21 protein-coding genes are annotated in these 24,948 nt (G+C 75.6%); 5 read left to right on the forward strand and 16 right to left on the reverse strand.

Features of this window, described 5'->3' with window-relative positions:
- Together ACWGB8_RS28825 and galT are read right to left on the reverse strand one after the other, a co-directional pair.
- Positions 1 to 211 (reverse strand): NAD-dependent epimerase/dehydratase family protein (locus ACWGB8_RS28825; protein WP_452216543.1); only part of this gene is annotated, 211 nt, incomplete at its 3' end.
- Positions 208 to 1,296, reverse strand: coding sequence for a galactose-1-phosphate uridylyltransferase (galT, locus tag ACWGB8_RS28830; RefSeq protein ID WP_452216544.1), 1,089 nt, complete (start codon positions 1,294 to 1,296; stop codon positions 208 to 210). The genes galT and ACWGB8_RS28825, both read right to left, overlap by 4 nt.
- Before the next feature lie 194 nt (positions 1,297 to 1,490).
- On the opposite strand from galT, the gene ACWGB8_RS28835 reads away from it, so the two are divergent.
- The 3 genes from ACWGB8_RS28835 (at position 1,491) to ACWGB8_RS28845 (ending at position 4,280) form a co-directional block, all read left to right on the forward strand.
- Positions 1,491 to 2,309, forward strand: a complete 819-nt coding sequence (locus ACWGB8_RS28835) for a DeoR/GlpR family DNA-binding transcription regulator (protein ID WP_452216545.1) — start codon at positions 1,491 to 1,493, stop codon at positions 2,307 to 2,309.
- A 54-nt stretch (positions 2,310 to 2,363) separates the two neighbouring features.
- Entirely contained in the window at positions 2,364 to 3,239 is an 876-nt protein-coding gene (locus ACWGB8_RS28840) for an RNA polymerase sigma-70 factor (protein ID WP_452216546.1), read from the forward strand.
- 150 nt (positions 3,240 to 3,389) lie between these two features.
- Positions 3,390 to 4,280 (forward strand): NAD-dependent epimerase/dehydratase family protein, encoded by an 891-nt coding sequence (locus ACWGB8_RS28845; RefSeq protein ID WP_452216547.1) that lies wholly within the window; start codon positions 3,390 to 3,392, stop codon positions 4,278 to 4,280.
- Positions 4,281 to 4,350: 70 nt separating this feature from the next.
- On the opposite strand, the gene ACWGB8_RS28850 is transcribed toward ACWGB8_RS28845, so the two are convergent.
- Positions 4,351 to 5,799, reverse strand: coding sequence for a PepSY-associated TM helix domain-containing protein (locus tag ACWGB8_RS28850; protein ID WP_452216548.1), 1,449 nt, complete (start codon positions 5,797 to 5,799; stop codon positions 4,351 to 4,353).
- Between the two features lie 175 nt (positions 5,800 to 5,974).
- The gene (locus ACWGB8_RS28855; protein WP_452216549.1) at positions 5,975 to 6,544 is read right to left on the reverse strand and encodes a hypothetical protein; all 570 of its coding nucleotides are present in this window, start codon (positions 6,542 to 6,544) and stop codon (positions 5,975 to 5,977) included.
- Between the two features lie 285 nt (positions 6,545 to 6,829).
- Between ACWGB8_RS28855 and ACWGB8_RS28860 the strand changes: the two genes are divergently transcribed.
- The gene (locus tag ACWGB8_RS28860; protein WP_452216550.1) at positions 6,830 to 7,336 is read left to right on the forward strand and encodes a DinB family protein; all 507 of its coding nucleotides are present in this window, start codon (positions 6,830 to 6,832) and stop codon (positions 7,334 to 7,336) included.
- Between the two features lie 52 nt (positions 7,337 to 7,388).
- Here the strand turns inward: ACWGB8_RS28860 and ACWGB8_RS28865 are convergent, their stop codons facing one another.
- Together ACWGB8_RS28865 and ACWGB8_RS28870 are read right to left on the reverse strand one after the other, a co-directional pair.
- Positions 7,389 to 7,994, reverse strand: coding sequence for an AAA family ATPase (locus tag ACWGB8_RS28865; protein ID WP_452216551.1), 606 nt, complete (start codon positions 7,992 to 7,994; stop codon positions 7,389 to 7,391).
- Between the two features lie 305 nt (positions 7,995 to 8,299).
- Positions 8,300 to 9,991 carry a CehA/McbA family metallohydrolase gene (locus ACWGB8_RS28870; protein WP_452216552.1) on the reverse strand — a complete coding sequence of 564 codons (1,692 nt, stop codon included), beginning with the start codon at positions 9,989 to 9,991 and terminating at the stop codon, positions 8,300 to 8,302.
- A 280-nt stretch (positions 9,992 to 10,271) separates the two neighbouring features.
- On the opposite strand from ACWGB8_RS28870, the gene ACWGB8_RS28875 reads away from it, so the two are divergent.
- Complete coding sequence (locus ACWGB8_RS28875; protein ID WP_452216553.1) at positions 10,272 to 11,228, forward strand: polysaccharide deacetylase family protein; 957 nt, start codon at positions 10,272 to 10,274, stop codon at positions 11,226 to 11,228.
- Between the two features lie 15 nt (positions 11,229 to 11,243).
- On the opposite strand, the gene ACWGB8_RS28880 is transcribed toward ACWGB8_RS28875, so the two are convergent.
- The 10 genes from ACWGB8_RS28880 to ACWGB8_RS28925 form a co-directional block, all read right to left on the reverse strand.
- Entirely contained in the window at positions 11,244 to 11,906 is a 663-nt protein-coding gene (locus ACWGB8_RS28880; protein ID WP_452216554.1) for a 4'-phosphopantetheinyl transferase family protein, read from the reverse strand.
- A gap of 127 nt (positions 11,907 to 12,033) precedes the next feature.
- Positions 12,034 to 14,433 carry an arylsulfatase gene (locus tag ACWGB8_RS28885; protein WP_452216555.1) on the reverse strand — a complete coding sequence of 800 codons (2,400 nt, stop codon included), beginning with the start codon at positions 14,431 to 14,433 and terminating at the stop codon, positions 12,034 to 12,036.
- Entirely contained in the window at positions 14,430 to 16,148 is a 1,719-nt protein-coding gene (locus tag ACWGB8_RS28890; RefSeq protein ID WP_452216556.1) for an ABC transporter ATP-binding protein, read from the reverse strand. The genes ACWGB8_RS28885 and ACWGB8_RS28890 overlap by 4 nt, the downstream gene beginning before the upstream one ends.
- On the reverse strand, positions 16,145 to 17,008 hold the full coding sequence (locus tag ACWGB8_RS28895) for an ABC transporter permease (RefSeq protein WP_452216557.1): 864 nt from the start codon (positions 17,006 to 17,008) through the stop codon (positions 16,145 to 16,147). The genes ACWGB8_RS28890 and ACWGB8_RS28895 overlap by 4 nt, the downstream gene beginning before the upstream one ends.
- Positions 17,009 to 17,012: 4 nt before the next feature.
- Positions 17,013 to 17,957 carry an ABC transporter permease gene (locus ACWGB8_RS28900; RefSeq protein ID WP_452216558.1) on the reverse strand — a complete coding sequence of 315 codons (945 nt, stop codon included), beginning with the start codon at positions 17,955 to 17,957 and terminating at the stop codon, positions 17,013 to 17,015.
- 20 nt (positions 17,958 to 17,977) lie between these two features.
- Entirely contained in the window at positions 17,978 to 19,564 is a 1,587-nt protein-coding gene (locus ACWGB8_RS28905) for an ABC transporter substrate-binding protein (RefSeq protein ID WP_452216559.1), read from the reverse strand.
- A gap of 115 nt (positions 19,565 to 19,679) precedes the next feature.
- A complete protein-coding gene (locus ACWGB8_RS28910; RefSeq protein WP_452216560.1) occupies positions 19,680 to 21,104 on the reverse strand; it encodes an ROK family protein in 1,425 nt (474 codons plus the stop codon).
- 70 nt (positions 21,105 to 21,174) lie between these two features.
- Entirely contained in the window at positions 21,175 to 22,191 is a 1,017-nt protein-coding gene (locus ACWGB8_RS28915; protein ID WP_452216561.1) for a TauD/TfdA dioxygenase family protein, read from the reverse strand.
- Positions 22,192 to 23,016: 825 nt separating this feature from the next.
- Positions 23,017 to 23,502, reverse strand: coding sequence for an iron chaperone (locus tag ACWGB8_RS28920; protein WP_452216562.1), 486 nt, complete (start codon positions 23,500 to 23,502; stop codon positions 23,017 to 23,019).
- A 126-nt stretch (positions 23,503 to 23,628) separates the two neighbouring features.
- Positions 23,629 to 24,174, reverse strand: coding sequence for a hypothetical protein (locus ACWGB8_RS28925; RefSeq protein WP_452216563.1), 546 nt, complete (start codon positions 24,172 to 24,174; stop codon positions 23,629 to 23,631).
- Positions 24,175 to 24,948 lie beyond the last annotated feature (774 nt).

A 24,948-nucleotide genomic window follows, 5' to 3' on the forward strand; every position in this document is an offset into this window, starting at 1 on the left:
CGAAGTGCAGCACCGCGTCGAACGACGCGTCCAGCACCTCCCCCGCCTCCTGGATCCGGCCGCGCACGAACTCCGCACCGGCCGGCACGCCCTCCGGGAAGCCGGTCGACAGGTCGTCCAGGACGGTCACCTGGTGCCCCGCCTCCAACAGGTGGGCCGCGACCACACTGCCGACATAGCCGGCACCACCCGTGACCAGGTACTTGCTCACGAGGCCACCTCCCGCAGGCGTTCGGCCGCCGTCTCCGGGGCGATGTCGTTGACGAAGGCGTCCATGCCGGACTCGACGCCGGCCAGGTACTTCAGTCTGCCCGCACCCCGGCGGACGGTGAACAGCTCCAGGTGCAGTGCCAGTTCGCCGCCGCCGGTGGCGGGCGCCTGGTGCCACGCCGAGATGTACGGGGTGGGGCCGGCGCCGGGGCCGAAGAGCCGGTCGAAGCGGCGCAGCAGTTCCAGGTAGAGGCCCGGGAGTTCGGCCCGGGCGGGTTCGGCGAGCCGGGTCAGGTCGGGCACCCGCCGGTGCGGGTACAGGTGGACCTCGTAGGGCCAGCGGGCGGCGTACGGGACGAAGGCCGTCCAGTGCTCGCCGGCGAGGACGATCCGCCGGCCGTCGACGTGCTCGGCGGCGAGCAGGTCCTCGAAGAGGTTGCGGCCGGTTTCGGCGCGGTGCCGGTCGGCCTGCGCGACCATGCGGGCGGTGCGCGGGGTGATGAAGGGGAAGGCGTAGATCTGGCCGTGCGGGTGGGCGAGGGTGACGCCGATCTCGGCGCCGCGGTTCTCGAAGCAGTAGACCTGCTCGACGCCGGGGAGGGCGGAGAGTTCGGCGGTGCGGTCGGTCCAGGCGTCGACGACCAGGCGGGCCCGGGCCTCGTCCAGGTCGGCGAAGGAGGCGTGGTGGTCGGAGGTGAAGCAGACCACCTCGCAGCGTCCGGTGCCGGGCAGGGCGGTGTGCAGCGGGCCGTCGGCGGGCGCTCCGCCGGGGGAGCTGCCGGTGGACAGGGAGGGGAAGCGGTTCTCGAAGACGGCCACCTGGTAGTCGGCGTCCGGGATCTCGCTCAGCCGGCCGTCGCGGGAGGGGCAGAGCGGGCACTCGTCGGCCGGCGGGTGGTAGGTGCGGGTCTGGCGGTGGGCGGCGACGGTGACCCAGTCGCCGGTCACCGGGTCGCGGCGCACCTGCGACAGGTGGCCGGACGCGTCCAGCGGGCGCTGGTCGGGGGAGCCGCGGCCGGCCGGTGTCTCGCTGTCGAAGTAGACGATCTCCCGCCCGTCGGCGAGTTTGCTGACTGTTCTGATCACGGCTTCCTCAAGGGGGCGGGCGCTGCTGGGCGGGTGGCGGTGAGGGGGCGAGCGTGGCTCACATAATCAAACACAATGAACCAGAAAGCAACATCCACCGTCATGCGGCGCCGCCGGGAACCGGCCCCTGGCTATCCTTGGCCTGCGGCGACGGGAGACCCTCCGGTCGGAACAACCAGATGCGGGGTGGTGTGATGGCGGACGTGGGTCTGCTGGCGCAGCAGCGGCGGGCGCTCATCCTGGCGAGCGTCCGGCGGGACGGCGCCGTCCGGGTCGCGGACCTGGTCGAACAGCTCGGCGTCTCCGACATGACGGTCCGGCGCGACCTCGACGCCCTCGCCCGCACCGGCGCCCTGGAGAAGGTGCACGGCGGAGCGGTGGCCGCGCCCGCGGACGCGGGCAGCGCCGCCAGCGTCGTCGAGGAGCCGGAGTTCCACGCCAAGTCCACGATGGAGGCCGCCGCCAAGCGCGCGATGGCCAAGGCGGCGGCGGCCTTCGTGCCGTCCGGCGGCGTGGTCGCCGTGGCCGCGGGCACCTCGGCCTTCGCCGTCGCCGCCGAGCTGACCGCCGTGCCCGGGCTGACGGTGGTGACCAACTCGCTGCCCGTCGCCGACCAGTTCCGCTCCTCCGAGCGGGCGGCCGGCCAGTCGCTGCTGGTCACCGGCGGTGCGCCGACGCCCTCGGCCGCCCTGGTCGGTCCGCTCGCCGAACAGGCCGTCTCCGCACTCAACTTCGACCTGCTGATCCTCGGCGCCCAGGGCGTCTCGGAGCGGGCCGGCCTCACCACGCCCAACCTCGCCGAGGCGCAGACCAACCGGGCGCTGATCGCCTCGGCCCGCCGGGTGCTGGTCGTCGCCGACCACAGCAAGTGGGGCATCGTCGGCCTGAGCAGCTTCGCCGAACTCGACCGGATCGACGTGTTCGTGACGGACACCCCGATCCACCCGGAGGCCCGCCGGGTGCTCGGCGAGCACGTCGGCGAACTGGTCCTGGTGGAGGCCGAGCGGGCCTGACGCCCGGACGGACCGGACCTTGTCAGCACCCCCGCGGGTTGGCACGATACGGCGATGGACACCATGATCGAATCGGATCAGGACCCGTTCACCGAGCACCGGCGGCTGCTGTTCGCCACCGCCTACCGGCTGCTGGGCACGGTCACCGACGCGGAGGATGTCGTCCAGGACGCCTGGCTGACCTGGCACCGGGCCGACCGTTCCCAGGTGCGCCACCCCAAGGCGTACCTGGTCCGGACCGTCACCAACCTGTCGCTCAACCGGCTGACCTCGGCCCGGGCGACCCGCGAGGAGTACGTCGGGCCGTGGCTCCCCGAGCCGCTGCTGACCTCGCCCGACGTCGCGGACGGCAGCGAGCTGGCGGAGAGCGTCTCGACCGCCTTCCTGGTCGTCCTGGAGACCCTCACCCCGGTGGAGCGCGCGGTGTTCGTGCTGCGCGAGGTCTTCGGCTACTCGCACGCCGAGGTGGCCGGCTTCCTGGACCGCCCGGAGGCGACGGTCCGCCAGATCGCCCACCGCGCCCGCACCCACGTGCAGGACCGCCGCCCGCGCTTCGATACCGACGGCGCCGAACGCGAGGCGGTCACCGCCCGGTTCATGAACGCCTGCGCCGGCGGCGACCTCAACGCCGTGATGGAACTGCTCGCCCCCGGGGTCACCGCCTGGTCGGACGGTGGGGGCAAGGTCACCGCCGCGATCCGCCCGCTGCACGGCCCCTCCAACGTCGCCCGCTGGCTGCTCGGCGTCATGGCCAAGCCCGAGATGGCCGGGGCCACGATCGAGACCGCCGTCGTCAACGGCGAGCTGGGCATGCTCTGCCGGCTCGGCGGCGTGCCGGTCGGCGCGCTCACCTTCGACCTGGCGGACGGCCTGCTGCTCAACCTGCGCTTCCAGGTCAACCCGGACAAGCTGCGCGGACTGCAGGGCTGACCGGCGGGGCGGCGTGACGCGGATCACGCCGCGCAGGGCGGCCGGGGTGTCACGAACGGGGCTCCCCGGCTGTCCCCCTGTCGAGAGCAACGCACCGCGGCGCCGCCCGCGGCCCGCGGAGGCCGTCAGGCCCGTCCCAGGAGGTAGACCATGAGAGTCCTGCTCGCCGGTGCGACCGGAGCGATCGGCCGCCCGCTGACCCGCGCGCTGGTCCGCGACGGCCACCGGGTGCTGGCCCTGGCCCGCACCGACGCCGCCGAGGCGGCGGTCCGCGGGCTCGGCGCGGAGCCCGTCCGGGCCGACGCGCTCGACCGGGACGGCCTGCTGCGCGCCCTGGACGGCCGCTCCGCGGACGCGGTGGTCCACCAGCTGACCGCGCTCAGGGCACCCCGGCGCACCCTGACCGCCGACGACCCCAGCAACGTGCTGCGCGAGCGCGGCACCGCGCACCTGCTGGAGGCGGCGGGGGTGCTCGGCGCGGGCCGGTTCGTCACCCAGTCCCTGGTGCTCGGCTACGGCTACCGCGACCACGGCGACCGGGCGCTGACCGAGGAGGACCGCTTCGGGGTGCTCGGCGGCAACGTCGCCGACCACGTCGTCACCGGGCTGGTCCGGGCCGAGGAGCAGCTCTTCGCCGCCGACCACGTGGCGGGCACCGCACTGCGCTACGGGGTGTTCTACGGGCCGGGCACCTGGTTCGACCCCGCCCCGGGCAGCCGGCCCTTCCCGGCGCCGTTCGGCGGCGGCGGGGTGATGTCGTGGGTCCACGTGGAGGACGCCGCCGAGGCCACCGTCGCGGCCCTGGAGCACGGCCGGGCCGGCCGGGCGTACAACGTCGTCGACGACCGCCCGTGCGACTGGGCCGAGCGGTCCCGGGCGCGCGGCGGCCGGCAGCTCCGGCTCCCCGGGTGGGCGCTGCGGCTGATGGTCCCCTACCTCGGCCCGCTGATGCTGGAGACCCGGCTGCGGGTGTCGCACGACCGGGCCACCCGGGAACTCGGCTGGACCCCGCGCCACGGCGCCGCCCCGGCGGCCAGCTGAACCACCGGCGGAGCGGGACGCCGGCCCCGGCCGGGCGCCCGCGGGGGTGCGGACGCCCGGCCGGGGGTGCTCAGGCCCCGGGGGCCGTACGCCGGCGACCCGCCAGGCCGACCAGCAGGTCCACCCCGAGGAACACCGCCAGCGGGATGCCCAGCAGCGGCAGGTACCAGCCGAGGGCGAGCGCGAGCACGGCCAGGCCGGCGGCGGCCTTCGGGGACTGCCGCCAGGCGCCGCGCGGGTGCGGGCGGCCGACGGCGAGCCGGCTGCCCCGGGTGGGGCGGCGCTGCCACCACATCCGGTAGCCCAGCAGGATCATCGCGATCAGGCCGCCGGCCAGCGCGATCAGCGCCAGCTGGTTGGCCAGGCCCAGGAACACGCCGCTGTGCGCGTCGATGCCGATCCGGGTCAGCTTGGCGCCCAGCGGGTGGTCGGCGAACCTCGACTCGGCGACCACCCGGGCGTCCGCCGGGTCCACGGCCACCTGGTCGAGCCGCAGCGGCCACTGCTTGTCGGTCTCCCTGACCACGTACGCCTTGCCGGGCTTCTTCGGCGGCACCACCTCCAGCGGGCCGTCGATCCCGCGGGCCGCCGCCGCGGCGACCACCCGGTCCACCCCGGCGTCGGCGGCCGGGGCGGCGGGCTGCGGCGCCGGGGCGGTCGCCCCGTGGCCCTCGTGGCCGGCGTGCGGGTCGGGCTGCCCGGCGGCCGGACCGACCGAGGTCGGCAGCACCGGCGTGGACCAGCCCAGCGAGCCGCGCAGCGACTCGATGCTCGCGCCCGCGTACGTCGACCAGGTCAGGCCGGTCACGGACAGGCCCAGCAGGCCGGCCGCCGTCCAGCTGCCGAGCACGCCGTGCCAGGACAGCGAGCGGCGGCGCCCGGTGGCCGCGCGCTCCGGCAGCAGCAGGGCCCGGGCCCGGCGGGCGGTGCGGCGGCGGCCGATCCACAGGGCGAGGCCGCCGAGCACGACCACCCAGAGCCAGCTGGCGGCGAGCTCGCTGTAGATCCGGCCGGGCTCGCCGAGCAGCAGGTTGGCGTGCAACTGGTCCAGCCAGGTGCGGATCGGCAGGGCGCCCGAACCGCCGAAGCTGTCCAGGGCCCCGCGCACCTCGGCGGTGTACGGGTCGACGAAGACGGCGCGGCGCACGCCCTCGTCGAGCCCGGGGACGTCGAACAGCACCTGGGTGGTGGCCTCCGGGTCGTCCGAGGTGCGGGCCAGCGCGAGCGCGCCGTCCGGCTGCGCGGCCCGGGCGGCGTCGATCTGCCGGGACAGCGGCAGCGCCGGGCCGCCGACCCGGTCGACGGTCAGCTCATGGCGGTAGACCACCTGCTCGATCTGGAAGGACGCCGCGTACAGCAGCCCGGTCACCGAGGCGACGAGCAGGAACGGGGCGATCAGCAGGCCGGCGTAGAAGTGCAGGCGGAGCAGGAGGGGGCGCAGGCCTGCCCAGGCGGTGCGGGCGGCCGGTGCGGGCGGCTCCGGGGGAGCGGCGGGCGGGTGGTCGGTGTCGGCTGTCATCGGGTGTCTCCCGTCGTGCGCAGGGTGCAGCGGCGCAGGCCGCCGGGCCCGTGCGGGCGGGGCGGTGCGCGGCACCGTGCGGAAGGTCTCTGGGCCGCCCGGGCAGGGCGGTGCGGCCGTCGGCCCGGCGGTCGCCGGGCACGGCCGTCCTCCGGGCACGCGTGAGCACGCCCGGTCAGGTCGGGAGACACCCCGGGGGGCCGCGCCGGCTGACGGCCGTCGAGAGCAGCGAGAGCAGCGAGGGGGCGGGCCCGTCCCAGGCCGCGGCGCGGACCGGGCGCCGGGCGGGCCCGGCCGGTGGGACGGCGGTGCGGACCAGGCGGCGCAGCCAGTGGCCGACCGCCACGGCCGCCCCGAGCAGCAGGCCGGCCAGCGCAGCCTCGCCCTGGGCCAGCCACCAGGCGCACACCAGCGCCATCAGGGCGTGGACCAGCAGCATCTCCGGCTCGACGGCCGCCGCCAGGTGCGACACCGCCTGCTCGGCCGGCTCCTCCGGTCCGTGGTGCACCCGGTGCGGCGGGGCCTGGTGCCCGCCGTGGCCGGGCCCGGGCCGGGCCGCGGCCGAGAACCAGTGGTGCAGCCCGTACTGGGCGGTGAAGCAGCCGAGGAGCAGGGAGCCGGTGCGCCGCTGCCGTCCGGCCGCCGCGTACGCGAGACCGCCGAGCAGTGCGGCCGCCCCCGCCGTCGCGTCCGGTCCGACCGGCGCACCCCCCGCGTACCGGTGCAGCCCGAGCGACGCGAGCACGCAGAGCGTTGCGAAGACTCCCGCGCGGAGCGCGCGGAAGGGAGGCCGGCCGGGATGCACCCCGGAAGAATGCCAGGTCACCGCGGCCCTCCTGCGACCGGGGCCCCGCGGCCCGCCGACCGTCCGGTCTCCTTGGCGGCGGGCGATTCGCTTCCGGAGCCGCCGACCGGCCGTTCGGCCGTACCCGGTACGGTGGCTGACGAACAGTCGGATCCGGCTGCGGTCGATCCACAGCCGATCCGCGGCCGGCCCGCATCACGTCCGCATCCGTACCGAGGAGTCCCGATGACCGTCGAACGCCCCGCCCCGCCGCTCACCGGGAGCGAGCGCGAGACCCTCCGCAGCTACCTCGACTTCCACCGGGCCACCCTCGCCATGAAGTGCGAGGGCCTCACCGAGGAGCAGCTGCGGCTGCGCTCCAGCCCGCCGTCCACCCTGACCCTGCTCGGGCTGGTCAAGCATATGGCGGAGGTGGAGCGCACCTGGTTCCGGCGGGTGATCGACGGGCAGGACCTCCCGCTGCGCTGGTCGCCCGACGGCGACTACCAGGCCGCCTACGACCCGACCGGGACGACCCGGGAGGAGGCCTTCGCCGCCTGGGAGGAGGAGGTCGCGCACGCCCGCCGGATCGAGCGGGAGGCGCGGTCGCTCGACGTCACCGGGTACCAGCCGCGCTGGGAGAGCGAGGTCTCGCTGCGGCTGGTGATGCTGCACCTGATCCACGAGTACGCCCGGCACAACGGGCACGCCGACTTCCTGCGGGAGGGCATCGACGGCGTGGTCGGCGCCTGACCGGGCGGGGCCGGACCGGTTGGCGGCGGGGCCGGGAGGGGGGATTGCCGGACTACCAGCCGAGCAGGTACGCCCCGCGGCGCAGCCCGTCCAGGACCGTCCCGGCGGTGGTCGGCGCGTCCAGGGCCGAACTGTCCAGGGCGTGCCGCTCCAGCGGGCCGAGGTCGGCGAACTGGCCGTGCAGCGAGCGCACCGGGTCGGGGTCGGTCAGCGCGTCCGGGCCGCGGCCGGTGGCCCGGTGCAGGGTGGTGTCCAGGTCGGGCCGCAGCACGACGTAGTGCAGCGCCGCGCCCGTCGCCCGGGCCTCGCGGCGGAAGGCGTCCAGGAACCACGGCCCGACCACGCCGTCCACCACCACCTGGTACCCGCCGGTGGCGAAGCCGAAGGCGGCCTGCGCGATGACGGTCAGCACGGTGGCGTTCTGCCGGTGCGCGTGCGGCAGGTACGGCGCCACGTAGCCCCGCCGGATGGCTGCCCAGAAGTCGTCGGTGTGCAGGTGGACGCTCGGGTGGAGGACGTCCGCCAGCAGCGGGGAGACGGTGCTCTTGCCGGCCCCGGGCGGGCCGGTCAGCACCACCACCGCCCCCGCGCCCCGGCCGCCGCCGACCTGCACGCCACGCTCCGCCGCCTCCGGCCCCTCCACGGTCGTACGGTTCACAGGTGCTGGATCCCTTCGCGGAGCAGGGGCGGACGAACAGCGGCGTACGGGCCGGTTCACGGGGCCGTACGGGCACGGACGGCGACCGGTCCGGTGGGGCGGCGGCGGACGGTGGCGACGGGCCCTCCGGCGGCCGGGCCCCTCGGGCGCGGAGGCCGGGTGCACGGAGATCAACCTAGTCCAATCGGGTGGCCGCAGTCCTCCCCGGCCGCCCTTTGCGCCCGGTGTCCGCGCCGCCGGGCCGGGGCCGCCCCGTCCGTTCGCGCGCCCGGCGGGCGGAGTTCAGCGGCCCCGGCGGGTGCCGTTCAGACACGGTCCAGCAGGATCGGGTTGGTCATGGCCGCCATCGGCCCCCACGGCAGGTCGGGGCCCATCGCGTTGCCCCGGCCGGGGCTGCCGTCCGGCCGCGGGCGGCGCACCTCGGCGCGGACGTACGAGGCGAGCGAGGCGGTCGTGCGCCACACCGCGGTGCCCGTGCCGTCGGCCGGCAGCGACTCCTGGTGCAGCTGGCCCTGGTCGGTCAGGAAGCGGACGGTGCCGCCCGGCACCCCCGACACCGCCAGCCGCACGTCCACCGGCGCGTCGGCGGGCACCGCCAGCCGCTCGCCGATGCCCGCCTGCCGGCCGTGGCCGGTCGCGGTGAACTCCAGCTGCACCGCCGAGGACTCCGCGATCCAGCTGTGCCCGGCCCGCAGGCCGGCCAGGACGTCGGCCCGGGTGAGGTCGGCGGCCCGGACCACGGTGTGCGGCGAGCCGATCACCTGCGGGACGCTGTGCGCGTCGCTGTTGCCGATCGCGGGCAGCCAGGCGCGCCCCTCGCGCACGGCGTCGGCCAGCCGGGCGTCCCAGCCGTCGACGGCGGACTCGTCGTCGTAGGTCCACGGGCCGTTCCAGACCTCCACCGCATCGGTGTCCGCGTAGCCGAACTTCCACTGGCAGCCGATGTACGGGCAGAACGGGTGGGCCGGCACCACCAGGCCGCCCTGCCGGCGGACCTGCCGGGCGAGCCGGGGGAAGGCGTCGTCGCGCGAGCGGTAGCGCCAGTCGACGAAGCGGCCCGGCTCCAGGCCCAGCGCCAGCCAGTGCCCGTTGCGGGTGGTGACCTCCTCGCCGAGCACGATCAGCAGGTCGGGGCCGGCCAGCGGGCCCCACACCCCGTGCGCCGAGGTGGTGTTGTGCTCGGTGGAGACGATGAAGTCCAGTCCGGCGGCCCGGGCACCCGCCGCCACCTCCTCGGGCAGCCGGCGGCCGTCCGAGTGCACGGTGTGCAGGTGGCAGTCGCCCCGGTACCAGGCGCGGCCCCGGCCGCGGGCCCGCTCCGGCGGGTGGGCGGGGGTGAACGCGGGCCCGGGGTCGCCGAAGCGCAGCACGATCCGGACCCGGTAGTCCAGCCCCGGCGGCGCGACCTGGTACGGGCCCAGGACCACCTGCCAGGTGCCCGGGCGGATCGGGCCCGGCAGGTAGCCGGGGGTTGCCTGCCCACGGCCGATCGTGAACTCGCTGCGGAAGCCGCCGGACCAGCCGCGGAATCCGGGGCCGCCCAGGGCGGTGCCGCGCTGGTCGAACAGGCCGATGTCGCAGGAGTTGCCGGGGGTCCCGGACGGGACGGGCGGCTTGTCGTAGCTGTAGGAGACGGCGAGCTCGCGGACCCCCTCGGGGACGTCGAAGGGCAGGTAGACGAAGTCGGCGGCGCCGGTCGGGAGGTGGCCGGTGAGCAGGATCTCGCGGTCGGGGGCGGTGCCGGCGGGGGCGGTGTCGGCGGGGTCGGCGGCGGCGGGGGAGGCGGCGGCCAGGCCGAGGGCGGTGGCCGCGCCGGCGGCCAGGCCCGCCCGGACGAGGTCGCGGCGGTCGAGGCCGTGGCGGTCCAGGTCGTGGCGGTCCAGCGGCGGGCGTTCCGGCGGTGGGGCGGCGGGGTCCGGGGTGTGGGGGTCCGGGGCGTGGGGGCGGGGGTGCTCGGGGTGTTCGGGGTGCTCCTCGGGGGTGGCGCGGTCGGGCATGGCGGGATCCTCCGGTCGGCCGATGTGTGAGGTGACGGGTGCGTGGGTGCGGGTGCGGGTGCGGGTGCGGGTGCCCGGGGGTGCCTACCCCGGTGGGTGAACCGGCGGTGAGGCGGGGGTGAGGGGCGTGCCACGGCTGCCGGTCGGTCGGGTGCCGGTGCGGGTGCGGTCGCAGGGCTGGGCCGAACCGGGGATGCGGAGGTAGCGGAGGTGCCCGGCTGGGGACTGTGGATCGGATGAGCTGATTGTCCGACTAATCCTGAGCTATGTGGAGGCGGGAATGGCGCTGACCCGACGGGAGGTGCTGGCCGCGGTGGCGGGCGGCGTGCTGGCGGGGTGCGCCGGACCCTCGGGACCCGGACGGCCGGGCCCGCCCCCCGGGGCGCCCACGCACCCGGTTCCCGACGCGTCCGCCGCCTCCGACGCGTCCGCGGCCCCCGAGCCGACCGCCGCCTCCGGGTCGACCGCCGTCCCGCAGCCGATCTCCGTCTCGGCTCCGCCCGCGCCGCCCGCCCCGGTGCCCGCGGCGGCGTTCGGCAGGGCGGCGGCGGTCGCCCGGTACGGGGCGCTGGAACCCGGGCAGTGGGGCTTGGAGGTGCCCGGGGTGGTGACCGCGCTGCCGCCCGGGGAGCGGGCGGTGGCGCTCACCTTCGACGCCTGCGGCGGCCCCGGCGGCAGCGGCTACGACGCCGAGCTGATCGACGTCCTGCGTGCCCACGGCGTCCCCGCGACGCTGTTCCTCAACGGCCGCTGGATCGACGCCAACCCGGCCGCCTTCGACCTGCTGGCCGGCGAGCCGCTCTTCGAACTGGCCAACCACGGCACCGCGCACCGCCCGCTCTCGGTCACCGGCCGCTCCGCGTACGGGATCGCCGGCACCGGCGGTGCGGGCGAGGTCTACGACGAGATCGCGGGCAACACCGAACGGCTCACCGCGCTGCTCGGCCGGCCGCCCCGCTTCTTCCGCTCCGGCACCGCCCACTACGACGAGGTGGCCGTCCGCATCGTCGGTGAACTGGGCGCCCGGGTGGCCGGGTTCACCGTCAACGGGGACGGCGGCGCCACCCTGTCCGCCGCGCAGGTGCACGCCGAGGTGGTGGCCGCCGGGCCCGGCTCGATCGTGATCGGCCACCTGAACCACCCCGGCGGAGGTACGGCCCGCGGCATCGCCACCGCGGTACCGCAACTCCTCGCCGCGGGCTGCCGGTTCGTCCGGCTCTCGGACGTCCTGGACTGACCGGCCGGAGCACCCTCAGCGCGGCAGGACAGCGATCGCCGTGGCGAGCAGCCCGTCGCGGTTGACCCAACGGCCCTCGAAGCCCTCGACCGTGCGGCCGTCCACCACCGGCCCGGGCACCAGCAGCCGGGCCTCGAAGGTGCCGTCCGGGCCGAGCCGCAGCTCGGCCTCGGAGAAGTCGAGGAACCGGCCGGTCAGCGGGAACCACGCCTTGTAGACGGACTCCTTGGCGCTGAACAGCAGCCGGTCCCACGCCACTTCGGAGCGGGTGGCGAGCAGCTCCAGGACCTGCTTCTGCTCCTCGGGCAGCGCGATGGTGCCCAGCACGTCGTCCGGCAGCGGGGCGTCCTCCTCCGCGTCGATGCCGAGCGAACGGAGGTCCCCGGTGCGCGCCACGGCGGCGGCCCGGTACCCGGCGCAGTGGGTCATGCTGCCCACCACCCCGTCCGGCCAGCTCGGCGCGCCCAGCACCCCGGGCACCAGCGGCCGGTACGGCACCCCGAGCCGGCCGAGGGCCGCCCGGGCGCAGCGGCGGACGGTGGCGAACTCCCGGCGGCGGGAATCCACGGCCCGGGCCACCGCCGCCGCTTCGGCCGGTTCGAGTCGTGCCTGCTCCCACGGCAGGTCCTGGTGGGCCACTTCGGTGACCACGGTGTCCGGCAGCAGCTCGCTGATCATGCGGTTCCCCCCTCGGTTCGGCTCAGCCGAGGGTAGCCCAGGGTCCGTTCCCGACCCGGGGTACTGCTGCCGGGCCGCCGGTGGGCCTCCGGTGCCGGGTCGTTGGCCGGGCCGCCGGTGGGGCCGGTCACTCGAAGGCGGCGGCGGCCTCCCGGAGGGCGCGGGCCACCGTCTCGGGGTCGTACGGGGCGGGTTCGCCGGGGGTGTAGGTGACGGAGCGCAGGCCGCCGGAGTAGCGGAAGCTGCGGTGGCGTTCGTACACCGGCCAGGAGACCGGCGACTTGCGGTCGACGCCGACGCTGATGCCCTGGAACGGGGCCATGCCGATCAGTTGGTGGACCGGGCCGAGCCGCCCGGTCGGGGTGCCGTCGACCAGCAGCCGGAACTCCCACTTCAGGTCGGCCACCGCCGCCGCCTCGACGGTCACGGTGTGCGGACCGGGGGCGAGCGGGCCGCCGTCCGCCTCGAACAGCTCGCCGTACTGGTTGTAGGCGAACCGCAGTCGGCCGTCCTCGACGTACAGGCTGTAGCCGCCGCCCTGGTCGCCGTGCGAGACCAGCACGCCCGCGTCCCCGGCGGCGTGCGCGGCCAGGTCGACGGTGATGTCGAAGGAGCGGAAGGAGATCAGCCGCGAGGAGCGGTAGCGCTCCAGCTCGGGGGTGCCGGACAACAGGGTGAGCGGGCGGCGCAGTTCGGCGTCGTGCGGACCGCGCAGGGCGAGCGCGCCGGAGGCGTCGGTCAGCGGGAAGACCCCGTTGCGCCAGGCGGCGGCCTCCCAGGCTGCGGCCAACTCCTTGACCAGGTCCGGGTGTTCGGCGGACACGTCGTGGATCTCGGTGGGGTCGGCGCGCAGGTCGTACAGCGCCCACTCGCCGTCGTCGTAGGGGGCGCCGAAGCGGTGCAGGGTGACCAGCTTCCAGCCGTCCCGGTAGTAGCTGCGGTTGCCGGTCATCTCGCAGTACTGCTCAAGGTGGGTGCTCGCGGCACCGGGATCGCGCAGGACGGAGGTGAAGGGGAGCCCGTCCAGCTCCTGCACCGGCTGTCCGTGGCGGGTCTCCGGCCGTGGCAAGCCCGCGAGTTCGAGCAGGGTGGGCAGCAGGTCGGTGACGTACTGGTACTGGGTGCGCAGGCCCGGGTCGTCCTCGGCGCGGGGGAGTCCGGCGGGCCAGGACAGCACGAACGGGACCCGTACCCCGCCCGCGTAGGTCTGCCCCTTGTAGAAGCGGAACGGCGTGTTGGAGGCCATGCCCCAGCCGCGCGGGTAGTGGACCAGGCTCTGCGGGCCGCCGATCAGGTCGATCTCCCGCTCGACGTCGGGGTTCCAGTCGGCGGGAAGGCGCGGGTGGTGGACGAAGCGGCTGAAGTAGCTGCGGGTGCCCTCGGTGCCGTCCTCGCCGGTGCCGCCGTTGTCGGAGGTGAACACGATGACGGTGTTGTCGAGTTCGCCGAGCGCTTCGAGGGTGTCGGTGAGCCGGCCGAGGTTCTGGTCGACGTTGTCGACCATCGCCGCGTACACCTCCATGTAGCGGGCGTACAGCTTCCGTTCGGGCTCGGTGAGCGCGCTCCACGGGCCGACCTCGTGGCCCGGTTCGGAGTTGCGCCCGGGCAGTTCGGTGCCCGGGGGGAAGTGCCCGGCGGCGAGCTGGCGGGCGAAGCGGGCGGCGCGCAGCTCGTCCCAGCCCCCGTCGTAGCGGCCCCGGTGGCGGGCGAGGTCCTCGGGCTTGGCCTGCAGCGGCCCGTGCACGGCGTTGTGGGCGAGGTAGAGGAAGAACGGCTTGTCCGCGTCGTGTGCGCGCAGCGACTTCACCATGGCGATCGCCTGGTCGGTGATGTCGTCGGTGTAGTAGTAGCCGTCCGGGAGTTCGTCGATGTCCAGCGGGCTGTTGTCGCGGACCAGTTGGTGCGGGTGGAAGAGGCTGGTGAGCCCCTCCAGGACGCCGTAGTACTGGTCGAAGCCCTTCTGCAGCGGCCAGTTGGCGCGGCCGTCGGCGGCGTTGGAGGCGGAGTCTCGGGTGAGGTGCCACTTGCCGACGGCGTAGGTGGCGTAGCCCTGGTCGTGCAGCAGCTCGGCGAGGGTGGGGATGTCCCCGGCGACCTCCATGCCGTAGCCGGGGAAGCCGGGGTCGGCGTTGGCGACGAAGGAGTAGCCGACCCGGTGCGGGTTGAGGCCGGTGAGCAGGGCCGCGCGGGCGGGCGAGCAGAGCGGCATGGTGTGGTAGTTGGTGAGCTTGACGCCCTGTCCGGCGATCCGGTCCAGGGTGGGGGTGGGGATCTCCGAGCCGAACGGGCCGATGTCGCTGTAGCCCATGTCGTCGATCAGGACCACCACGATGTTGGGCGCGCCCCGGTGCGGCGCGGCGCGCTGCGGCCAGGCCGGGACGGACTCGGCGAAGGTCCGGCCGACGGTCCCGGGGAAGCCCCGGTACGGGTCGCGGCGGGCGCCGCCCGCGCGGTCGTCGGCGGGTCGGTCCTGGGTGGGCCGGTGGGCGTGCGGGTGCTGCAAGTGCTGCAAATCGGGGGTGCTCATGCGGTGCTCCGGGCGGTGGCGGTGGCGGTGGCGGTGGCGGTCGTGGCGGGGGCGGGCGCGGTGGCGGCCGGTTGCGGCAGCGGGTCCAACCGGGGGACGGCGGCGAGGAGTTCGGCCGTGTACGGGTGCTGCGGGTCGGTGACGACCCGGTCGGCGGGGCCGGTCTCGACGATCCGGCCCCGGTGCATCACGGCGATCCGGTGGCTGACCTGCCGGACCACGGCGAGGTCGTGGGCGATGAAGAGGATCGCCAGGCCGAGTTCGCGCTGCAGTTCGGCGAGCAGGTCGACCACCTGGGCCTGGACCGACACGTCCAGGGCGGAGACCGGCTCGTCGCAGACCAGCACGCTCGGTGCGGGCGCCAGCGCGCGGGCGATGCCGATCCGCTGGCGCTGGCCGCCGGAGAACTCGGCGGGCCGGCGCCCGGCCGCGGCGGGGTCGAGGCCGACCCGGTCCAGCAGTTCGGCGACCCGGGCGGCGCGCTCCTGCCGGGTGCCGATGCCGAGGGCGATCAGCGGCTCCTCGATGATCCGGCCGGCCGTCATCCGCGGGTTGAGCGAGGAGTACGGGTCCTGGAAGACCATCTGGATCTCCCGGCGGGCTGCGCGGCCGGCCCGGGCGGGTTCCTCGCCGCGGAACCGGACGGTGCCCGCCGAGGGGGCGTGCACCTGGACCAGCGCCCGGGCGAGGGTCGACTTGCCGGAGCCGGACTCGCCGACCAGGCCGAGCGTCTCGCCGGGGTGCAGCTCCAGGTCGACCCCGTCGAGGGCGGTGACCCGCCGGCGGCGCGGGCCGTAGGTCTTGCGCAGGCCCGTCACGGTGAGCAGCGGCTGCTCGCCCGGGGTGCTGTTGGCCGCGGCCCGGGAGGGTTCCTCCAGTCGGGGCACGGCGGCCAGCAGCTGCTTGGTGTACGGGTGGTGCGGTGCGGCGAGGACGTCGGCGGTGGGCCCGTGCTCGACGACCCGGCCGTCCTTCATGACCAGCAGCCGGCGGCAGGTCTGCGCGATGACGCCGAGGTCGTGGCTGATCACCAGGACGGCGGTGCCGGTCTCCCGGTTGATCCGGGCGAGCAGCCGGAGGATCTGCTGCTGGACGGTCGGGTCGAGCGCGGTGGTCGGCTCGTCGGCGATCAGCACGTCGGGCTCGTGGGCGAGCGCGAGCGCGATCATGATGCGCTGGCGCTGGCCGCCGGAGAACTGGTGCGGGTGGTCGCCGAGCCGTCCGGCGGCGTCGGGGATGCCGACCAGGTCGAGCAGCCGGACGGCGCGTTCGGCGCGTTCGGACCGGCCGCCCCCGGCCCCGCCCCCGTTCGTACCCTGCTGCCCGCCCTCGGCCGACGCGCCTGCGTCCGGGCCGCCGGCGGTGCGGTGCGCGCGCAGCGCCTCGTCGAGCTGGCGGCCGATGGTGAGGACGGGGTTGAGCGAGGACATCGGGTCCTGGAAGACCATCGCGATCCGCCGGCCGCGGAGCCCGCGCAGGGCGGGTTCCGGGAGGGCGGCGAGGTCCTGGCCGTCCAGCAGCACCCGGCCGCCGGTGATCCGGCCGCCGCGCGGGAGCATCCGCAGCAGGGCGAGGGCGGTGGTCGACTTGCCGGAGCCGGATTCGCCGACCACGCCGAGGGTGTCGCCGCGGGCGAGGGCGAAGTCCACGCCGTCCACGGCGGTGGTGCCGTCGAACTCGACGGTGAGGTCGTGTACGCGCAGGATGTCGGTCAACGGCGGATCCCCCGGTTCAGGGCCTCGGCGATCAGGGTGAAGCCGAGCACCAGCGCGGTGACCGCGATCAGCGGGGCCGCCGCGAAGGTGGGGCGGGTGGACAGGTAGGCCATCGACTGGCTGAGGATGCTGCCGAGCGAGGGCTCGGGCGGGCGCACCCCGAAGCCGAGGAAGCTCATCGCGCCCTCGATGAAGACGGCCAGCGAGAGGGCGACCGCGCTCTGCACGACCAGCGGGTCGGCGGCGTTGGGCACCACGTGGCGCAGCAGGACGCGCAGCCGCGAGGCGCCGCCGACCCGGGCCGCCAGGGCGTACTCGCGCTCCCGCTGGACCAGGATCCCGGCCCGCAACTGCCGTCCGAAGCCGGGTATCTCGGCGAGCACGATGACGATCACCACCGGCCAGCGGCCGGGGCCGAGGATCGCGGTGACGGCGATCGCCAGGATCAGCCCGGGGAAGGCCAGCAGCAGGTCGAAGAGCCGCTGCACGGCCAGGTCGGCCCACCGGGAGGAGGCGGCGAGCAGGGCGAGTGCGCTGCCGAGGACGGCCCCGAGCGGGACGGCGGTCAGCGCGATCACCAGGTCGGTGGAGATGCCGTGCAGCACCCGGCTGAACAGGTCGCGGCCGAGGTCGTCGGTGCCGAAGGGGTGGTCGGCGCTCGGGCCGGCCAGGGTGAGGCCGCTCTGCGCGAGCGGGTCGTGGTCGGTCAGGACGGGGGCGAGCAGGCCGGCCAGGGCGACCGTGCCGGTCAGCGCGAGGCCGGCCAGGCCCCGGCCGCTGAGCAGGCCCGCCAGGTAGGGGTGGCGGCGCCGGGTGGCGGCGCCGGCGGCCGCTCTCGGGGCGGCGGTGGTGGCGGTCATCGGGTCATTCCCACCTGATCCGGGGGTCCAGCCACGCGTACACCAGGTCGGTGAGCAGCTGGACGGCGACGTAGACGGCGACGAGCAGCAGGAGCAGTGCCTGCACGACGGGGTAGTCGCGGCGGACCACCCCGGTCTCGATCAGCTGGCCGAGTCCGGGCCAGGCGAAGATGGCCTCCACCAGCACGGCCCCGCCGAGGAGTTGGCCGATCTGCAGGCCGAGCACGGTGATCGCGGGCGGCAGCGCGTTGGGCAGGGCGTGCCGCCAGACGATCCGCCGGCGGGACACCCCGAGGGCGGTCGCGGTGCGGACGTAGTCCTCGTCCAGCGCCCGCTCCAGGCCGTCCTTGAGGTAGCGGGCCAGGACGGCGGCGCTGGGCAGGGCCAGGCAGAGCGCGGGCATCAGCAGGTACTGCAGGCCGAGGTCGGGCGCGGCGAGGACCGACTCGTGCCCGCCGGGCGGCAGCAGCCGCAGGGTGACGGCGAACAGCAGCACCAGCAGCACCCCGGTGACGAACGGCGGCACGGCCAGGACGGCGGTGGTGAAGGCCCGGACGGCGCCGGCCGACCAGCGGTTGCGGGCGGTGGCGCCCAGCACGCCGAGCGGGACGGCGAGTGCGACGACCAGCACCAGGGCGCCGAGGGTGAGTTCGACGGTGGCGGCGACGCCGTCGCCGATCAGGTCGGCGACCTGCCCGCCGATGGCGTAGCTGGGGCCGGGGTCGCCGGTCAGCAGGCCGCCCAGCCACCGGGTGTACTGGGCGAACAGCGGTTCGTCCAGGCCGAGTCGGGCGCGGACCGCGGCGATTGCCTCGGGTCCGGCGTCCGGCCCGGCCAGCGTGGTGGCCGGGTCGCCGGGGATCAGCCGCAGGACGAGGAAGACCAGGAAGGAGGCCAGGGCGAGCACCAGCAGCCCGGACGGGAGGCGTTTCAGGAGGAAGGAGCGCATCGGGGGGTCGGACCTCTCCGTCAGGCCGTCAGGTAGGCGTCGTCGAGGTTGAGGTAGGTGTACTTGTTCAGCGTGGCGCCGCGCACCTTGCTGCCCGCCACCTCGACCAGGTCGCCGATGGCCAGGTCGATGACGAACTCCTCGTCCAGCAGGACGTCGGTGATCTGCTGGTAGAGGGCCTTCGCCTCGGGGCTGTCGTGGTCGGGCCGCTTCCAGGCCCGCTGCACCAGGTCGGTGTAGGCGGGCGAGGAGAAGTGCGAGCTGTTCTTCGCCTCGTTGAACGGGTACGCGCTGACCGCCAGGGTCGCCGGGTTGAGCTGGGCGAAGCCGTGGCTGAGCGTCCAGATCGCGGGCATGGTCTGGGAGATGAGCTGCTTCTGCATGGTCGGCGAGTCGGTGGGCTGCAGCACGGTCTCGATGCCGACCTGCTTGAGGTCGTACTGCAGGATCTGCGCGATCGCCGTGCCGCCCGGGGTGTTGGAGTGCGCGAACGGCAGGGTGATCGTGCCGAGCCCGGCCTCCCTGAGCAGTTCGCGGGCCTTCTCCGGGTTGTGGCGGTAGCGGGTGGCGCCCGCCTCGGTGTACGCGGGGGATGACCTGGGCCACGGGGTGGCGGAGACCTGTCCGTAGCCGCCGAGGGCCTGCTGCACCAGCCGGTCGCGGTCCACCGCCCAGGCGATCGCCTGCCGGACCCGCTTGTCGGAGACGTGCTCGGCCTTGACGTTGACCCCGATGTAGTGGGCGCCGGAGCCGGTGTCGTACTGGGTGATCCGGAACTGCGGGTCGCTGCGGAGGGTGGCGACGTCCTTGCCCCGGGCGTCGTAGGCGAGTTGGCTCTGTCCGGTCTTCAGGGAGGAGAGCTGGGCCTCGGCCTGGGCGATGATGCGGACCTCCACGCCGTCCAGGTAGGGGCGGCCCGGGTTCCAGTACCGGTCGTTGCGGGCGAAGGTGAGCGAGGTGCCGGGCTTGCGCTCGGTGAAGGTGAACGGGCCGGTGCCGATCAGCCGGGTGCCGGCCACGGCGTCCTCGACGGTCGCCGAGTCCGGGATGATCATGAACTCGAAGAGGTCGAACAGGTTGCTGACCGGATGCGCCAGGACGAGGGTCAGCTCGTGGTCGCCGTTCTTGCGGAAGTCCGTCACGGCGGCCGCCGTCGCCCGCAACTGCGCCGAGCGGGCCGGGTTCTGGAGGTTCTTGACGGCGAAGACCACGTCGTCCGCGGTGAACTTCCGGCCGCTGTGGAAGGTCACGTCCTCGCGCAGCTTGAGCGTGATGCTCCGGCCGTCCGCGGCGAGCTGCCAGGAGGTCGCCAGCTCCGGCTGCGGCTGGAGCCTGTCGTCGTACCGGGTCAGGGTGTTGAACACCAGCCGCTGGACGAGTGTGTTGGCGCTCACGGCGAACAGCAGGCTCGGGGTGAAGTCGATCCCGGCGGTCACCGTGAGCACACCGCCCCGGCGCGCCCCGGAGGAGGCGGACGCGGCGGAGGAGGCCGTGTCCGCCGCCGAACGGCAGGCGGCCAGCGTCAGCAGCCCGGCTCCGGCGAGGCCGGCCCGCAGCAGTCCGCGGCGCGAGAGGCCGGGCAGGGAGGGGGAGTCGAACGTGGTCATGGCGGAGTCCTTCGGGGCGGGTTCGGTGGCCGGGAGCTGCGGGGGCACAGCTGGCGGCGGGAGGAGGGGCGTGCGGGTGCGGAGCGGGGTGTGCGGAGGCGGGCGGGCCGGGTGCTCAGCGGGTGCGGGTCGGTGCCCGGTCGGGGGCGGTTGCCCGGCCGTTCGGCGCGGTAAGTTCGAGCGCTGCGGTCGCTGCGGTCGGTGCGGTTGTGGCCGGGGGCGCGGCCGGTACCGCGGGGTACGGGTCGGGGCGGTGGCCGGCGACGCCCACCGCGGGGGCGACGGTGCGCAGCGGATCGGCGTACACCGCGGCCAGGGCCGCCGCGCCCGCCGCGACCGCGAGGGCGTCCGCGCCGTGCTGCTGGGCGACCACCAGCCGCTCGACCGGCCCGGCGCCGCGCACCAGGTACGAGCGTTCGGCCACCTCCGCGCGGACCGCGTCCAGGAAACGCGGGTCCACGGCGGAGAAGGTCTCGGTGAGGACGAGCAGGTCGGGGTTGACCACGTCGATCAGCAGCGCCGCGACCTCCCCGATCATCCGGGCCCGCCGCAGCACCAGCCGCTCGGCCCGCCGGTCGCCGGCCCGGACGGCGGCGATCAGCTCCGCCCGGTCCGGCTTCCCGGTGATGCCGGCGGTGGCCGCCGCCTCGAACAGCGCGGTGTCGGAGGCGGCGGCCGCGAAACAGCCCCGTCGGCCGCATTCGCAGAGCGCCCGGCTGCCGGACACCCTGAGGTGGGCGACGTCCCCGGTGGCGGCCCGCGGCCCCAGGTGCACCTGGCCGCCGATGCCCAGCGCCGCATCCACCACGTGGCCGACGAAGAGCTGGACCAGGCCGCGGCGGGCGGCGGGCCGGCCGAACAGGATCTCCGACTGGGCCAGCGCCCGGGCGTGGTTGTCGACCCGCACCGGCAGCCCAGTGGCCCGCTCCAGCAGCTCGCGCAGCGGCACCTCGTGCCAGTCCAGCGGGGCATGACGGACCGTCACGCCGCGCACCGGGTCGACCGACCCGCCGGTCACCGCGCCCAGCCCGACGACCGTCCGGGCGGCGTGACCGGCATGACCGCCGGAACCGGTCGGCGGGGCCGCGCCGTCCGGCCGGGGCGGGTGCCCGACCGCGGCGAGGAAGCGCGGCAACCGGGCCAGCACCGGCCGCAGCACGGCCTGTCCGGTGCGGCCCCGATTGCTGAACTCCTCGCGCCGCAGTACGTTCCCGCGCAGATCGAGCAGCGAGAAGGTGGTGTACGGCACCCCGACGTGCACCCCGGCCACCGCCAGCCGCCCGGTGTCCACGTCTACCGGCAGCAGCGGCCGGCCGACCGCCCCGCCGGCGCTCAACTCGGGCCGCTCGCGGAGCAGTCCGAGCCGAACCAGGTCGACCACCTGCCGGGAGACCGCGGCCGGGCTGAGCCCGGTCAGCGCGGCCACCCGGCTGCGCGGCAGCGGACCGCGGTCGAGTACCGCCCGCAGGACGGCGGCCGCGTTGACGTCCCGGCGGTCGTCGCCGGAGCGGACGGCGGGGCGCAGGGGCGGTGCGGGCATGGTCGGGGGCCTTCCGTGGAGGGGAGGTGAGCGGAGCGGAGCGGGGTCGGGCGGAGGGGAGGGGAGCGGATCAGGCGGCGGGCGCCGCGAGCTCCTCGGCGGGCACCAGACCGGGCACCTTCGGCGGGTCGGCGGGCTCCAGCAGGCGGCTGGGCTCCCCGTCCACGCCGACCGGCAGGTCGCCGTCGAGCGTGATCCGGCGGACCAGGCGGGGCTCGTCGCCGTAGTCGTTCACGGCGTAGTGCTGGGTGGCGCGGTTGTCCCAGATCGCCACGTCACCGACCTGCCAGTCCCAGCGGACGGTGTTCTCCAGGCGCTCGACGTAGCGCTGGAAGAGCGCGAGCAGCGCCCGGCTGTCGGCTCCCGAGACGCCCTGGATCCGCTGCGCGAATGCGCCGAGCAGCAGCGTCTTCTCCCCGGTCACCGGGTGCACCCGCACCACCGGGTGCTCGGTCTTGAAGGCCGTGGAGACGAACACCTGGCGGAACAGCTCGGCGATCTCCCGGTTGTCGGCCAGTTCGGGGCGCAGCGCCAGGCTCGCCGCGTAGTCGTAGTCGTTGGTGTGCACCGCCCGCAGGCTCTCGGCCAGCACCTTCAGCGGCTGCGGCAGGTCCTCGTACGCCGCAACGGTGTTGGCCCACACGGTGCTTCCGCCGGCCGGCGGCAGCTCCAGGGCCCGCAGTACGGAGGCCTTGGGGTAGGAGGGGACGAAGGTGACGTCGGTGTGCCAGTTGTTGGCGCGCACGCCCTTGGTGGCGTCCAGCTCGAAGATGTACCGGCCGTCCGCGCTGGGCACCGTGGGGTGGCCCACCGGGTGGCCCAACAGGCGGGCGAACGCCTCGTGTTCGGCGTCGTCCAGGTGCTCCTGGCCGCGGAAGAACAGCACCTTGTGGCGGTACAGCGCGGCCTCGACGGCGGCGACGGTCTCGGCCGGCAGGTCGCCGCCGAGCCGCACGTCGTGCACGATCGCGCCGATCCGGCCGGCGACGGGGGTGAGGCGGAGCACGGGGACGGCGGCGTCGTCGTCGATGGTGGCGCCGGCGGTGCTGTCGGGGGCGGTGCTGTCGGGGGCGATGTCGGTGGTCATGGCGGTACCTCGGCTTTCGGGGGAGGACGGTTCTGGTGGACGGGGGTTCGTGCGGACGGAGGTTCGTGCGGACGGTGTTCGCGGGCACGGGTCGGTGCGGACGGCCGGGTACGGTCGGCGCGGCCGGCAGGCGGCCCGACCGGTGCGGGCCGTGCCGGGGACCCCGGGCGCACCGGTGCGCCGGGGTACGGCGGGGCACGCCGGGGTGACGGGTACGGGGAAGTTCACGAAGGTGCCGGCGCCGGGAGGCGCGTCGGCGGAGAGGGCCGGCCCGGTCGGGTCAGCCGGCGAACGAGCGGAGGCCGCCGCAGCAGCGGCGACGCGGACAGCGGCCGGGGCGACAGGCAGGGCACACGACACGACGGACGACGGTCATTCGAGCCCTCCTTCCGGCATCGCTGTGAGCGGGCTCCCGGTCATCGTGCTGAAGCCGGACCCGGTCTGTCAATCGTCATCCTGCCTGGTGGGAACGGGCGTTGCGGCTGTGTGACGCCGCGTTGCCCGCCGTGGCGCCCTGATGGCGCAAGCCCCGCGGGCCCGCATCCGCCCTTGTCGCGGGCCCGCGCCGCGGACTAACTTTCGGAGCGCAAATAAGGCCCCCGCCCACCCCGGGCGGCCGCGCCCCGCCCGTACGGCGGTCGTGCTGCGGCCGGTGGGGTGGGCGTGCTGCGGCCGGTGGGGCGGCGGGCCGGAAACGCGTCCTGCCCCGTCCCGCCCCGGTCAGGTCGACGGGGTGGTGACGGGGCAGGTGGTCCGCCGTACGGCGGCGGGGCGGACGGGCGGGGTGGGCGGACCTGGGCGGACGGGCGGGCGCCGGGCGGTGCCTCAGCCGGCGGCGCGGCGGATCAGCTCGGCGATGCGCTGCTCGTCGTCGGCGGTGAGGGTGGTGAGCGCGTAGGCGTTGGCCCACATGGTGCCCTCGTCGAGGTGGGCCAGGTCGCTGAACCCGAGGGTGGCGTAGCGGGTGTTGAACTTCTGGGCGCTCTGGAAGAAGCAGACGACCTTGCCGCCGCGGGCGTAGGAGGGCATGCCGTACCAGAGCTTGGGGGCGAGGCCGGGGGCGTTCTCCTTGACGATGGCGTGCAGGGCCGTGGCGAGCGCCCGGTCGTTCTCCTCCATCTCGGCGATCTTCGCCAGGACCTCGGCCTCGGGGTCCGCCTTCGCCTTGCGCGAGGTGCGCCGAGCGGAGCCCTTCAGCTCCTTGGCGCGCTCCTTCATCGCCGCCCGCTCGTCCGCGGTGAAGCCCTCGTAGCCGGCCTCGGCGGCGTCGGTGGACTCGACGGTGGCGGTGGTCTCGGTCGCGGTGCTCATGGCGGATTCCTCTCGTTCGGGCTGCTTCCCGGTGACATCACCCATGCTAGGAATCCGCGGCCCGGGTCGGCTTCTCCGAAACTGACCGGTCCGGCGGGGTCCTGTCCTAGGTGCGGGTGCGGGGGCTCAACGGCCGGCGGGGGAGGCGAGCCGGCGGGCCAGCACGGCCAGGGCGCCGAGGAAGACCAGGCCGGCGGCGAGCGGGAGCGCCTGCTTGCGGGGGTCCATGGCGGTTGCGGCGAGCCGGGTGGCGCCCGACCCGGCCCCGGGTCCGGCTGCGGCGTCGGCTCCGCCGCCGGTGGGTGGCGGGGCGGCCGGACCGGTCGGCGCCACCGTGACGGTGGTGTGCTCCGTCGCGGAGCCGCAGGTCAGGGTGGCCGGATAGCTGCCGGGGGCGGTGCCGGGCCGGACGGTGACGGTGGCGGTGTGGTGCCCGGGCGGGGCGGCGACGGAGGTGGCGGTGGCCCCGAAGACCTCGGAGGAGAGCGTGCCGCCGGGGCAGCGCAGCTCGGCGGTAACGGGCGTGCCGGGGACCAGCGGCGAGGTACGGAACGCGACGGACGGGACCGCGCCCGCGTCGGTGGCCGGGGTGGCGGCGGCGGAGGGGCCCGCCCAGACGGCGGCGATCGCGGCGAGTGCCGCGCAGGCGGCTGCGGGACGGCGGACGGGCACGGAGGTCTCCCGGGGAGGGCTCGACGGGCCGGCCCGCCCGTGGGCGGTCGGCGCGGTGCTGACTCCCGGACAGATATCGCCCCAGCGGCGGACCGATTGTCGTACGAGTGTGGTCGGCTCATCCGAACGCCCGCCCCGATCACCCGGACGGCCACCCCGGCCGTCACTCCCCGCAGTCGCCCCCGGGACGGTTCACAGCACGGCGATCCCGAGCGGACGCTGCCCCGCCGCGAGCCGGGGGCCGGGGTGGTGGGAGCGCCCGTGGTCGGAGCCGCGGTGGTCGGCGCGGACCGGGCCGGCGCGGGCGGGCCGGCCCGGGGGAGCAGGCCGTGAGCAGGGCGGCGGCGGCCAGGGCGGGGAGGAGCAGGACCCGGCCGGTGCGCCGGGCGCGGCGGCCCGGCGGCGTGGCGCGATCGGACGTCATGGCGGGCCTGCTCCGGAGGGTCGGGGGCGGGAGGGGGGCGGTCGCGGGCCCGGTACCGGCCCGGACCCGCGTCCGCACCCACCATCCTCCGACCGCCGGGAGGCCGACCCGGTCGGTGGAGCGGCGCCGGTTCGCACGACGTCCGGTGGACCGCCGGGTCGACCGATCGGACGACCCGGCGGTCCCGGGTGGGAACTACGGCGGTGCGCCCCGGGTCAGTGCCCGGCCGCCACCGGCTCCCCGGTCGGTACCCGGACGACGGTGGCTTCGCCGGTGCGGTTGTGGCGTTCTTCCCAGGTTTCGAGGGCGGTGCGGCAGGCGTGGTCGAGGTGGCGCAGGTGGGTGAGGTC

The sequence above is a fragment of the Kitasatospora sp. NPDC054939 genome (assembly GCF_053610105.1).